The organism is Limosilactobacillus albertensis (assembly GCF_014145555.1).
GTDB classification, from domain to species: domain Bacteria; phylum Bacillota; class Bacilli; order Lactobacillales; family Lactobacillaceae; genus Limosilactobacillus; species Limosilactobacillus albertensis.
This window is the reverse complement of sequence record NZ_JACIVD010000054.1, coordinates 15,798-29,480: the sequence shown is the minus strand read 5'-3', so window position 1 is coordinate 29,480 and position 13,683 is coordinate 15,798. Positions and strand designations below refer to the sequence as shown.

General features: G+C 38.9%; 11 protein-coding genes. 5 read left to right on the top strand and 6 right to left on the bottom strand.

Annotated elements, in window-relative coordinates; translation table 11 throughout:
- Positions 1-50: 50 nt before the first annotated feature.
- Entirely contained in the window at positions 51-1,064 is a 1,014-nt protein-coding gene (locus H5S41_RS03190; protein WP_182602309.1) for a LacI family DNA-binding transcriptional regulator, read from the bottom strand.
- Positions 1,065-1,226: 162 nt separating this feature from the next.
- On the opposite strand from H5S41_RS03190, the gene H5S41_RS03185 reads away from it, so the two are divergent.
- Positions 1,227-3,416, top strand: a complete 2,190-nt coding sequence (locus tag H5S41_RS03185; RefSeq protein ID WP_182602308.1) for an alpha-galactosidase — start codon at positions 1,227-1,229, stop codon at positions 3,414-3,416.
- A gap of 87 nt (positions 3,417-3,503) precedes the next feature.
- Here the strand turns inward: H5S41_RS03185 and H5S41_RS03180 are convergent, their stop codons facing one another.
- From H5S41_RS03180 to mvk, 5 genes are read right to left on the bottom strand one after another with little or no spacing between them, the layout of a single operon-like run.
- On the bottom strand, positions 3,504-3,992 hold the full coding sequence (locus H5S41_RS03180) for a DUF1440 domain-containing protein (RefSeq protein ID WP_182602307.1): 489 nt from the start codon (positions 3,990-3,992) through the stop codon (positions 3,504-3,506).
- Positions 3,993-4,052: 60 nt separating this feature from the next.
- Positions 4,053-5,099, bottom strand: a complete 1,047-nt coding sequence (fni, locus tag H5S41_RS03175) for a type 2 isopentenyl-diphosphate Delta-isomerase (protein ID WP_182602306.1) — start codon at positions 5,097-5,099, stop codon at positions 4,053-4,055.
- A 14-nt stretch (positions 5,100-5,113) separates the two neighbouring features.
- Complete coding sequence (locus H5S41_RS03170; RefSeq protein ID WP_182602305.1) at positions 5,114-6,238, bottom strand: phosphomevalonate kinase; 1,125 nt, start codon at positions 6,236-6,238, stop codon at positions 5,114-5,116.
- A 27-nt stretch (positions 6,239-6,265) separates the two neighbouring features.
- The gene (mvaD, locus tag H5S41_RS03165; protein ID WP_182602304.1) at positions 6,266-7,237 is read right to left on the bottom strand and encodes a diphosphomevalonate decarboxylase; all 972 of its coding nucleotides are present in this window, start codon (positions 7,235-7,237) and stop codon (positions 6,266-6,268) included.
- Positions 7,237-8,187, bottom strand: a complete 951-nt coding sequence (gene mvk, locus H5S41_RS03160; RefSeq protein WP_182602303.1) for a mevalonate kinase — start codon at positions 8,185-8,187, stop codon at positions 7,237-7,239. The genes mvaD and mvk overlap by 1 nt, the downstream gene beginning before the upstream one ends.
- Positions 8,188-8,404: 217 nt before the next feature.
- Between mvk and dinG the strand changes: the two genes are divergently transcribed.
- The 4 genes from dinG (at position 8,405) to H5S41_RS03140 (ending at position 13,611) form a co-directional block, all read left to right on the top strand.
- The gene (gene dinG / locus H5S41_RS03155; protein WP_182602302.1) at positions 8,405-11,269 is read left to right on the top strand and encodes an ATP-dependent DNA helicase DinG, 3'-5' exoribonuclease type; all 2,865 of its coding nucleotides are present in this window, start codon (positions 8,405-8,407) and stop codon (positions 11,267-11,269) included.
- Positions 11,270-11,357: 88 nt separating this feature from the next.
- On the top strand, positions 11,358-11,876 hold the full coding sequence (locus H5S41_RS03150; protein WP_182602301.1) for a cell wall elongation regulator TseB-like domain-containing protein: 519 nt from the start codon (positions 11,358-11,360) through the stop codon (positions 11,874-11,876).
- A gap of 86 nt (positions 11,877-11,962) precedes the next feature.
- Complete coding sequence (locus tag H5S41_RS03145; protein WP_182598317.1) at positions 11,963-12,667, top strand: DnaD domain-containing protein; 705 nt, start codon at positions 11,963-11,965, stop codon at positions 12,665-12,667.
- A 26-nt stretch (positions 12,668-12,693) separates the two neighbouring features.
- On the top strand, positions 12,694-13,611 hold the full coding sequence (locus tag H5S41_RS03140; RefSeq protein ID WP_182602300.1) for a DMT family transporter: 918 nt from the start codon (positions 12,694-12,696) through the stop codon (positions 13,609-13,611).
- The last annotated feature ends 72 nt before the right edge of the window (positions 13,612-13,683 follow it).

Below are 13,683 nucleotides of genomic sequence, written 5' to 3'. Positions count from 1 at the left end.
AGCGGTATCACAAGAACAATTATTAGCTTTTTGTGTATAAAACGTTTCACCTAGTTAATTAATTTTGAGCTTTCACGCCATGTAATCTTAGCAGGGAGGTTAATATGAACCGGTACTTCGTCAGGATTGATAATTCGCTGAACTAGTCGTCTTACGGCTAATTGACCCATTGCTACGCTAGACGGGTTAATGGATGAAAGTGACGGGGTCATATATGCGGCGATTTCTGAATCATTGTAACTAATAACGTGAATATTTTGCGGAACGGTAAGTCCATGCTGCTTAATTGCCCGGTATGCGCCAACCGCTAACTGATCACTAGCAATTAAAACTAATTGTAAATGATTTTTAAGAAGGCTATTCATCCCTTCAAAGCCATCTTTGGGAGTCCAGCCCTTAATTACCAAATTAGGGGTTAACTGATGAGCTTTCATCCACATCAAATAAGCTTTTGCACGGATATCTTGGTAACTGTCAGGTGCGATTCCAGTTAAGGACATTGGCTGAATATTGCCGCCAAGGAAACCGATATCAGTAATTTTATTTTTAAGAAAATGATCTAAGATGGCTTGGGTTTCTTCAAAGTACGAGTTGCGAATAATGTCATACTGTGAAAAATAACGGGTCTCATCAATCAAAATAAGGCGGGGATTATTCTGATATAGCTCTGCGTAAAATTCTTCAGTGAATACACCTGCCACAATGATTCCGTCATATTTTTTTACGTCAGCAAACTGAAAATCTTTATTAGGAAAACGAATAAAGCCTTTAACTTGAATACCTTCTTTAGAGGCTTCCTGGATTATCCCGTCGTGAACTTGAATAAAATATGGATCGTGAGCTTCGTTTTCAAGAGAATGGGTAGTAATAACTAAAACCGAAAGAGATTTTGGACGGTTGACGGACTTATTCGCATGCGGCTGATAGTGATATTTTTCAACAATTTCTTTAATCCGCTTTTTAGTTTGGTTACTAACTGAAAAAGACGGATCATTGTTTAAGACTCGTGAAACAGTTGCTGGAGAGACGCCGGCTTCTTGGGCAATTTTTCTAATACCAATCATGTGCTCACCTCTATTATAATTACCATCTAGCATACCACATTTTAGTAAACGTTTAGTAAGCCGTAATGGCGCCTTGTCTGCCTCTTGACAGTGATGAAAGCGCTTGACTGAATTTAGATAAACGTTTATCATATAATCGATTTAAGAAAGGGGTCACTAGCAATGATTACATTTGATGAAAAACAACGTGTATTTCACTTGAAAAACAAGACCATTTCATATTTATTTTCGATTGAAGAGGGAAATCTTCTTAGTCACCTTTACTTTGGACCAGCAATCCGAAATTACCATGGTGAACGAAAGTATCCTCGAGTAGACCGTGGCTTTTCTGGTAATTTACCGGAATCAATGGATAGAACCTATTCTAAGGATGACTTATTACAAGAATATTCCGGTAACAATACAGGGGACTATCGTGTACCAGCAATTGTTATTAAAGCAGAAAACGGATCACGATTAACGGATTTTCGCTACCAATCATATAAGATTATCCCTGGCAAGCCTAAATTAGCTGGACTACCGGCCTCCTATGTCAAAAGCGATGATGAAGCTGAAACATTAGAGGTCACCTTAGTTGATAACACAATTGGAGCACAACTCATCCTTTCATATACTATCTATAACGAGCGTCCTGTTATAACAAGGAATGCACGCTTGGTTAATAATAGTAATCAAAAATTGCAAATTGAAAAGATTGCTTCAATGCAGTTAGACTTAACTAAACATGATTATGATGTTATCTCAGTGCCTGGTCAGTATGCACTTGAACGACAGCCCGAACGACAAGAACTACGGCGCGGAATCACTGAATTTTCCAGTCGTCGTAATTCTAGCTCGCACCACATGAATCCTTTTGTAGCGTTAGTTGATAAAAATACAACTGAATTTACAGGAGATGCAATGGGGGTTCTGCTCGTTTATTCCGGTAACCATCAATTCACTCTTGAAAAAGATCAGATTGACCAAATCCGTTTATTAACGGGAATTAATGATTACGATTTTGAATGGGTTCTTCAACCAGGAGAAAGTTTCCAAACGCCAGAAGCAATCATGGGCTTTAGTCGGCAGGGACTGAACGGAATGTCACATGTCTTCCATAGTTTGCTTCGTGACCGGGTTGCTCGTGGAAAGTACCAATATGCGGATCGTCCGATTGTAATTAATAACTGGGAAGCAACATTCTTTGACTTTGATGATGAAAAGCTTGACCAAATTATTGATGAAGCAAAGCCACTAGGGATTGAAATGTTTGTATTAGACGATGGGTGGTTTGGCCATCGTAATGATGATAATTCTTCGCTTGGTGACTGGTTTGTTAATCAACAAAAGCTTACTGGGGGACTGAAACGGGTTGCAGATCGAACACATAAAAGCGGTATGAAGTTCGGGTTGTGGTTTGAACCAGAGATGATTTCAGTTGACTCTGAACTTTATAAAGAACATCCTGATTATGCTTTGCATGAACCTAATCGGGGAATGACTCTTTCACGAAATCAGCTAGTTTTAGATTTTAGTCGGAAAGAAGTAGTTGATAACATCTTTAATCAGATGTGCTTGATTTTAGATAAGGTGCCGCTTGATTACATTAAGTGGGATTTTAACCGAAACTTAACAGAGGTCTTTTCTAGTGCTGCCGACCCTGAACATCAAGGCGAAATTAGTCACCGTTATATTTTAGGGCTATATGACCTTATGGAACGTTTGGTAACCCGCTATCCTAATATTTTATTTGAAGGCTGTTCAGGCGGTGGTGGACGGTTTGATGCCGGAATCCTATACTACATGCCGCAAAGTTGGCCTTCTGATGATACAGATGCGGTAGAACGATTGAAAATTCAATATGGTACATCCTTAACTTACCCAATTTCTTCAATGACTGCCCATGTTTCTGTGTCGCCTAATCAGCAAACCGGTCGTTCCACAAGCTTTAAGATGCGGGGCGATGTTGCGATGAGTGGTGTTTTTGGCTATGAATTAGATTTAGCGGACTTAACTGATGAAGACCGCCAAATGGTAAAGGAACAGATTAAGTTTTATAAAGCTCACCGTCATCTAATTCAATACGGAGATTTCATTCGCCTTGAAAGCCCGTTTGACAGCAATACAGTTGCTTGGGAATTTGTAAGCCCAGATAAGTCTGAAGCATTATTATTTATGTTTAAACAATTACATACAAATCGTTTTGAAATAAATAATACTAAGATGGCTGGACTTGATCCGACAATTGATTACCATGACGAAATGACAGATAAAACTTATGGTGGGGATGAATTAATGAATGTTGGTTTATTCCGTGACCCAACTCACACAGGAGACTTCTTGAGTGAAGTACACTATTTCAAAGGTAAGTAGGTTTAACTGCTTTTAAAAATTAAAAAGGAGCGTGAAGACGAAACCATAAATGGCTCGTCTTCACGCTCCTTTTTAGTCTTTAAGTTACTATTTTTTAGCTTTAATTAACGCATCAATTGTCCACATCCAGATGGCATGGCCCAAAAACTCAGAAATATGTTCTTCTAATGGTTGGTCCTTTGGTGATGGAACGGTTCCCATCATTGGCATTAATTTAAGATGGAAGAAATCCCAAACCGCAATACCAAATGGGACTCCATTGCCCTTTTTAATCCATGGTGCCAATTGCCCCCCAACACTATAAATAACACCAAAACCAGCAGAAAAACTAAAGTGAACTAGGTAGCTCACCCATGGTAATTGTTGTCCTGAATAGGTATAAGTTGCATGGGTTATTCTAGCGGGTACGCCAAATTGTTCGAGTAATTTTTGTGGCGGGTTTGTTTGGTTACGTTCTGGCGTCCGAGGGGGAAGAATATTCTCCCATCCTAACTTAACCAGACCGGCAACTAAACCAGCTGTAACACCGATACTGATTGACTTACCCCAATTAATTTTATTCATATTAATCACCATCCCAAATATGAGTTATCAAATTAATTGTACCAATCTAGATTATAAATTCAATTAATTAAGCTAGCGTAGGTGTCTTTGACGTGCATAGGATAACAAATCTGTTCCTAAAACATATTCAACGCGTGATAACTCAGTGAAGGACGTACAACCAAGGAGGGCTAGTGAACGCTTTACGATTACTTGCCATTCCTCTAACGTTTGATCGAGGGCATCATATCCTTCACGTTGTAAGATGTTTAGGAAGTAACCGGCAACACCGACTGCACGGGCACCCAGTACACCGGCTTTGATAACGTCAAGAGGGGAAGTTATTCCTCCAGAAGCAATAATCTCTGTTTTGCCTCGCCGAATAGAGTGTGCTTCTAGTAAGGATTCAGGAGTAGTTTGGCCCCAATTAAGAAGACTCGCGAAATTGATGTTGTGGTTGCGTCGGTTTTCAATTGCAGCGAAGTTAGTACCGCCACGACCACTAACATTAATTAGGTGAATATCATGGGTTTGCAATTTAGCAATTGTAGTTTTGCTCATTCCAAACCCAACTTCTTTAACAATCACCGGAATATCAAGCTCATTCACTAGAAATTGAATATTATCAAGCCAGTTAAAATCTCGGTCTCCTTCAGGCATGATTAACTCTTGGGCAGCGTTAATATGAAGTTCAAGAGCGTTTGCTTTTAGAAGTGATATTGCCGCTTGCGCTTGATCGAGGCTTGCACTGGCACTCAAATTAGCAAAAATAATACCATCTGGATTCTCTTCTCTGATTACTTCAAATGAAGAAAACGCTTGAGGATCTTTATTAATAATGCTTAATGATCCAGTAGCCATTGCGAGGTGGTGTTTATGTGCTAATTGAGCAAGCTGCCGATTGATCTTAAGTGCTTGATCACTTCCGCCTGTCATTGCTTCAATGTAAAACGGATTTTCAATTTCGAGGTTATCAGCCAATTCGACATGGAGATCAACATCATCGGTTGTCATTTCAGGCAAACTATCATGAATTAAGCGCACTTGGTCAAAATAGTGATGCTGGTGAACTTGGTCATAATATTTAGCTGCCAAGGAAAGATGTTCATTTTTACGCTGGGCATGACGTGATTCCATCATGGTCCTCCTTTGAGTTATTTAATATATGAAAGATGATTTTTAACGGATGTCTTAAAGCTTTTAGCACTATCAATAAAATGAACTGAAAGAGGAAGCTGCTCAATATGGTTCTTAGTCCAGCTCTTCAAGACGTTGCCAAAATTTGAATTACTATCAATTGCGACAATTCCGCAATCACCACCGCCAGCACCAGAAGTTTTAGCTGCACCACCAAAAGATTCTGCAATTTGACAAAGTTTTGCTAATGCTTCTGTTTCAATATTTACTCCTGAGTTAGTGCCAAGCTGTTTTAATAGGTCCCGATTATAACGAATTTCGTTTTTAATCGCTTCTAGGTCTTGCTGATGAAAACCGTCAACCATTCGTTGGATACAAGATTTACTCTTTTCGAGGAAAAGCTGGTATTCACTTTGACGACGGGCCTTAAAGAGTGAAATTTTATCAACTAGTTGGGAAGTGGAAGCTGGTTTCCCGGTCCACCCGATTAATAGTTCTAGATTTTTTGGCGCCTTTAATGATTCAATATCAAGGTCGGGCCAGGGTAGGTCAATAATTGTTTTTAAATCCAAATACTTACGTTGTTGCGCTAACCATTGGCGGTCAAATGAATGATAAGAAATCCATCCGCCGTATACGGAAGCAGCTACATCACCAAGTGAACCGTTGCCTTGAACTTCAAAGTGGGCGATTGCCGCTAATTTAAAAATTTGGTCTTTGTCAACTGGCAGGTTATAGAAATGGCAAAGTGCCTTAACGGTTGCTACCGTAACGGCTGCAGAGGATCCCAAACCATATTTTCTTCCATTAGCGCTGTCAAGCTGACTATCGATATGAATATTGAAAATTCGTAAATCTCGGCTAAAAGTTCGAGCATACTCTTCTGTTACTTTAATCGCTGAAAGAATATAGGAAAATGGATTATCACGCTTGTCAACAACCATTTGATCACCGCGTCTCCGCCATGAAAGCTGATCGTTATTATATTGGCGACTGATAATTTGGCCAACTTCTTCAGCACTTTCTTCAATAGTACAAGTAACGAATTGATCTAATGCAACTAAAATAGCCGGATAACCATTTTCAACAACGGCATATTCACCGGCAATATACAATTTACCTGGTGCTTTTTCAGTAATCAAAATTTAAAGTCCCCTTATCATTAAATTTTATTCATTCCAAATTTTTATTCCGGGTCCCGGCTGTGAAACCACCAACCGATCATGACCAATAATATTGCTTAATTTAGTAACGATTTTTTCTCGGTTCATACGGTCATAGATAACTTTTACATTTGGACCGGCATCCATCGTATAATAGCAGTTTATCCCATTGTTACGCAAGTCCTGAACCGCTTTAATAATGGTTAGTGTTTCAGCATTAAAGTAGGTGAATCCAGGATCGGCAGACAGTGTTAGCGCATGCATTCGCAAAGCATTTTCTTCGGCAATATGGCCGATTAAGTCAATATCTTTAGCCTTAATTGCTTCTTTAATAGCGGTCATATCATGAGCTACTACTTTTCGCCAAGCATCATAATAAGGTGAAGTGGCAACACTAGATTGCATTCCAGAACGACTTGAAATTTTTTTCTTCTTGGTATTGACTAATACTGCTAACATTTCAATAGGAAAATCAACATCTTCTAAAATTGGTTTGGCAAATGATGATTGATCATCGGTTCCTTTTTGCCATTCTACTAAACCGCCATAGATAGACCTAGTGGCAGAGCCAGAACCACGCCGCGCTAAACGAGAAAGATCACGGGACGATAATTTTAATCCCGCGGCAGAACTAGCTGCTCCTGCAAGGGCGGCAAACGCTGATGCAGATGAGGCAAGGCCAGCAGCGGTAGGAACATGATTGATAGAATCAACCTTTGCAAAATAATTGATTCCGCTCAGTTCCCGCACAAGATTTAAAATATGAACAACTTTTTTAGCATCTTGCTGATCAAGCAATTGTTTGTCAACGTAAACTTGGTCGGAAGTGAGCTGATCATCAAAGTTTACGGTGGTTGTCGTGTAAAATTCGTTAAGCGTGAGGGAGAGACTATCTGTTTGCGGAATAATTAGCTCTTGATTTTCTTTTCCCCAGTATTTGACGAGCGCGATATTTGTATGTGCTTTTGCTGTTGCCATTAGTCATTACCTCGCTTATCAAGTGGTTGAAGCCACACTTGCTGTGCTCCGTTTTCTTTTAAAATACTTGCTAGTCGCCGAGCACCCATTGCTGTTTGTGCAAGTGCAATCATACAGCCGCCACGACCGCCGCCAGTTAATTTAGCACCTAATGCACCATTGTCTCGTGCAATATGGATCAAATGGTCTAATAAAGGATCTGATACATTAAGTGCCGCCAAATCGGTCTGTGCAAAGTTAAGTGCTTCCCCTAAATGTTCAACGTCATTTTTAGCTAAATAGTCCTTAGTTTGATTTACTAATTCGCCAAGGTGGCTGATGCGGGTTTCAGCATACTCTTTATTAGTTGTTAATTCATCTTTAACGGCAGTAATTGCCTCTTTAGTAGCGCCTTTCTTTCCCGTATCTGCAATAACTAATGAAGCATCTAAATTCATTTCGATTGGGACGCCAATTCGTCCTTTAATATAAAAAAGCGGCTTTTCAGAACTAACGGTAGCCGCATCTAAACCTGAGGGACTGCGGTGGGTAACTTGTTCCTCAACATCGGCAAGCTGAAGCAATACTGTTCGATCGAGCGGTTCATCATAGTAATCAAAGAACGCACGAATGATTGCAATCGCACTTGCTGCTGAAGAACCCATACCGCGTTCGGCAGGTAATTGGCTTTCAACGGTTAAATCCCAGCCTCTTTCTTGAGTATTAAGCCGAGCAGATAAAGCTTTAACTAATTTTTTAATCCCGGCCATAGAGGATGGTAAATTCTCTATATCACCATGGTAATACCGACTTTTAATAATTTGCTGGTTATCTTGGCGACTAGTTAATGTAGCAGTTAAGCGGACACTTGGCAATGGAAGGGCAATTGCTGGTTGACCGTATACTACGCTATGTTCTCCCATTAAAATGATTTTCGCATGGCTAGTACCAATCCCTTGTTGTTTCACCATCGTAACCTACTTTCTACTTAAAAATTCAAATTTAATCATAGCATAAAACATTGATTCTAGCTAAAAATGATTACGGATGTTACCAAATCTAAATATTTTACTATGAAAATTTATGGACTATGTAAAAATGAGAAATTTATAGTAGAATGGTGTATTATTTACTTTAGAATATTTAGTAATTTTATATATTATAACTTCGGAGAAATATGGTGATATTGTGGCACAGCGTAGTAGTCAGCGCACAAAAAAGCGTGATAAAAAAGCGCCAATCTACTCAGTTGTTGACTTAGAAACAACAGGAACAAATGTTAATCATGGTGATCGAATCATTCAAATTGGGTGTGTTCTTGTTCAAGATGGCAAAATCATAAATCACTTTGAAACAAAGATAAATCCGCGAGAGAAGATACCGCGTTCGATTGTCCAATTAACGGGGATTGAAGACAAAGATGTCCGCAAAGCACCCTTGTTTGAGGATGTTGCCGGTACGATATATAGTTTGCTAGCGGGAACAACTTTTGTGGCACATAATGTTAATTTTGATTTTCCATTTTTAAATGCAGAATTAGAAAGAGCGGGTTATCCTTCGTTATCAATTCCAGCAATCGATACAGTAACTCTCAGTCAAATTCTGCTGCCAACAGCAAAAAGCTTTCGGCTACGTGATTTGACAAGTTCACTGCATATTGAACACGATCATCCGCATAGTGCCGTATCAGATGCTGAAGCAACAGCAGAATTGCTCAATGATCTGTTAAAAAAAGTCCAAGCTCTTCCTACGCTTACACTTGAGAAGCTTTCACAATTGAAGCTTAACTTGCCACAACAAACGGCGGGCGTTTTTGATGCTGAGCTACAGCAACGGCATCAAAGTCCACGACCATTAAGTGAAGAACTATATGTTTCCCATGGAATTGTTCTTCATAAGTCACGTCCAATAACCGCGACTGGTAAAAGAGAAGCATATAAATATCCTTCAACTAAAAAGGCTAAAGAAAAAATATATCGCGATACTTTAAAACTACGATCAATCCAGGCGAAAATGATGAATAGTATTTACAATAACTACACTCATGATGAACCTAAAAATATGATCGTTGAAGCAGGCACGGGTGTTGGTAAAACATTGGGTTACTTATTCCCGCTAAGTTATGCTGCTTATCCAAATAAAAAGATCGTGATTAGTACCGCAACTAATGTTTTACAACAGCAAATTATTGACACTTCAATTGCACAATTAAATAAGGTTCTTCCTTTTAAGATGAATAGTGTCATTATTAAAGGAAATCACCATTATTTAGACCTTGCACGATTTGTTCATTCTTTAAGCGTAATTGAAGATTCAAAGCTTGTTCAATTATTAAAAGCTAAAATTTTAGTTTGGTTATTATCAACCCAGACTGGCGATTTAGATGAACTTAATTTGAATTCCCAACAGTCACCTTACTTTACTGAGATTCGCCACCAAGGTATTCGGACCCTTAATTCAGCAAATGCTTTTTACCATGATGATTTTCTAGTTCGGCGTGAAAAGCGTTTGCACCAAGCTGACATTATTATTACCAATCATGCTTATCTAGTGGCCCATGCTCAAGAGTTAGGGGACGGAACACGGCGCCCTTATTTAGTAATTGATGAGGCGCAACACTTAAGCGAAAGTATCTTAAAACGCTCTCGGCGAACATTTAATTTTCAGCGATTACGGACAGCTGTTCATGTGATGTCGAATTTAGTTAATAATGGGAGCGATCGTAATTTAACCGATATCTTTGCTGAGCAAGCATTGGGTAGTTATAATGTCGAACTGCTTCGGGGAGACTTAAATGCGGTTGAAGAAGCCGTGGATCTCTTCCAACAGGCCCTTTACCGTCAATTTATGGCAAATTCAACTGGCAACCCGGATAATGAACTAATTGAGCAGCCGCTTCGTAATGATCAGGTAATGGAAGTCTTAGATATTGGCGGACCGATCATGATGAAATTAGAACAGGCACTAAGCAGTGTTCAACTGCATTTCTCCGCTTTAAGCCATCTTTTTACTAGCCAAAGTGACCGTTGGCTACTAAGTGATCGTTACCTAATGAGTCAATTTCAAAGCCAGTTAGCAAAATTAACCGAAGCCGATCAAACATTGAATGAGTTTGGTGAGACCCTGCAGCAACAAGGGGATGCAGCTGCTTTTTGGATAACCATCCGCCAATCAACTGAACAAAGTACTTTACAGCTTAGTGGAGGTTTATTAGAAACAACGCATTACTTAACTAAAAATGTTTATCCTTATTTTGCCCAACCGCTATTTGTTGGTGCCACGCTTTTTACATCGGCACGGTCACAATATCTATACAATCAATTAGATCTGGATCGTAATAATACATTAACTAGGCGCTTTGCATCGCCGTTTGATTACCAGCATAACGCAAAGCTGCTGATTGCTGAAGATGCACCGGTTCCTAGTGCACAGAACAATATTGACTATATTAAATATCTTAGTAATACGATTTATCGGCTGACTAAAAATGCGCGGTATCAAACAATGATCTTATTTAATTCCTTAGTAATGATTGAGCAAGTTTATAGTCAATTAAGGGAAACAGACTTATTTGATCAACGTGATATTTTAGCGCAGGGGATTACTGGTAACCGCGATAAAATATTAAAGCAATTTAGTAGCGGCCAAAATTCCATCTTACTAGGGGCATCAAGTTTCTGGGAGGGGATTGACCTTCCTAGCTCGGCATTGGAGCTGTTAATTATTACGAGGTTACCATTTGACTCACCAGATGAGATTATGAACCGTGCCCATAATAAGTTGTTGCAGCAGCAAGGGAAGAATCCTTTCTATCATTCAGAACTACCAAAAGCAACGATGCGGTTACGGCAGGGAATTGGTCGCTTGTTAAGAACAGAAGAAGATCGTGGTATTGCAATTGTGCTTGATCCACGGCTGAAAACTAGACGATATGGTCAGACAATTCTCAATAGTTTACCAGCCGATTTGCCAGTTAGCGCGCAGAAAACAGGTGAGCTTATAACAACAACGCAAACTTTTTTAATGGATAACGGTAATGAAAAAGTTAAATAAACTTTATCAACTTTTATTTGGTTATTTCTGGTATAATCAAAACGATTGCCAAGCAAGATCAAAAAAGTAAAGAATAAGAGGGAATTATATGCAGAGTCGACGAGAAGTTCAACGTGAACAGAGTCGTGGTTCCTCATTGCGGACGATTCGTAACCTTTTAATTGCAATCCTACTAATTTTATTAATTGTATGGAGTGTATTTGCTGTTAGCAGCCAGCCACGAAATGCGGCACGCCGGCAAACTATATCGCTTGCAGAAAAATATGCGCATTTACGTTCGCCTGATCAGTTTTATATTTATAATCGGGAAAGCACTTATTATGCAATTAGTGGTAAAAATCAGCAAAATCAGCCTATCCTCGTCATCGTTCCACAACATGGCGGTAAGATTAGAGTATTAAAACAATCATCTGGGATCACCGCTGCAGAGGCACGAACAATGACTAAAGAAAATAGGAAGCCACGCGAAATCTTAAAAGTTGCTCCGGGAATATTTAATGATAAGACGGTCTGGGAAGTTACATATCGTAACCAAAAAGGAAATTTATGCTACGATTTGATTAATTTTAAGACTGGACAATATGTTCAAAATATTAATAATCTTTAGTATAAATTAGGACTGATAACTTTATGGAGGCTGGGATTACTCAGTCTCTTTACTTTTGCTGAGAGTGATGTAAAGGAGTTGATCAAATGGCAGATACTGACTTATTACAGCATTATTTACAAGCTGGCGAAACGAATATCAGTAATTTGTTGTTACACCATTATAAAGAATTAGGGATGACAACTTCACAGTTTGTACTTTATCTGCAGTTTAAATCTTATCAAGATCGGGGGATAATGAACCCTGATGTACGAACCATTGCAAAAAATTTAGGAACAGAAGAACGACAAGTATTTGAACAGCTTCACCAAATGATGACAAATCACTTAGTAGAACAAAAAATGCGAAAACTAGATAATGGCAAAGAAGATGCAATATATGATTTTTCTTTACTAATAAATAAATTGGCACTACTAAATGAGAATGATAAAGAATTATCTATTAAGGTTGAAAATACTGCAACACGAGCTGAAACATTTAATCAGCTTGAAGCAGAATTTGGACGACCGCTTTCATCAATGGAACTACAAATTGTTAATGACTGGCTTGATAAAGATAATTATTCCGCAGTAATGATTAAGCTGGCACTGCGACAAGCGGTAATGAATAGCGCCTTAAATCTCCAGTATATGGATCGAATCCTTCAGAGTTGGAATCGTCAAGGGTTGAGGACTGAACGAGATATTGGTGAGCATGAAAAGCGGTTTGAGCAGCGAAAAGCATCAGGACAAAAAGCAATAAAGAAGACATTGGGAAAGCCTAAAATACCGATTTATAAATTAGGTGAATAAAATAATTTAATATAAGGGTGGTTGACATGGAAAAATCTTCTTCTCAGGTAATGAAGGGAATTATATGGGCAGCGGTTGCGTCTGCAATGTGGGGGATTTCTGGAACGGTCCTTCAGCTGATTTCACAAAATTTAGCCATTCCTGCTACGTGGATGCTATCTATGCGGACATTCTCGGCAGGGATCATCTTATTAATAATTAGCGTAATTTTATATGGAAAAAGAATTTTTAACGTGTTTAAAACGCGGGCAACTGCAATTTCAGTTATTAGTTACGCTATTTTAGGATTAATGGCTAATTTGCTAACATTTTACTATGCTATTCAAACGGGGAATGCATCAGCAGCTACGATTCTTCAATATCTTTCGCCACTATTTATTGTGCTTGGCGGAATTATTTTTATGCATCGGCGCCCATTTAGAAGTGATATTATTGCATTTGTTATTGCTTTAATTGGGGTTGCATTATGTATTACACGCGGGAACTTTACACAATTAGCATTACCGCTTGTTTCGCTGCTGTGGGGGTTAGGCTCAGGGATTACTGCTGCCTTTTATGTTGTGTTGCCACAACGAGCAGCAGATGAAAATCCGCCGATTGTTGTTTTAGGTTGGGGAACAATGATTGCAGGAATTCTATTTAATTTATATCGTCCATTCTGGGTTAATCCACCACATATCTCCACAACATTAGTAGCATCGGTTGCCACTGTGGTACTGTTTGGTACAATTCTGCCATTTGGAATTTTACTCCACGCAACTAGGTATGCCCCATCAGATGTGGTTAGTATTATGGATGCCGTTCAGCCAATTACAACCTCAATATTAAGTGTCATTTTCTTTCACTTAAACTTAAACTGGGCAGAAATTCTAGGCATTGTCTTAGTCATCATTGCCGTTTATATCTTACAGAATGGTCGAAGAAAACATACGATTCATTATTAAAAGAAAATGAAAAAGGACTCAAAGCTTCTCCAGATTACTGGTTGAAACTTTGAGTCCTTTTTTAGTTGATAA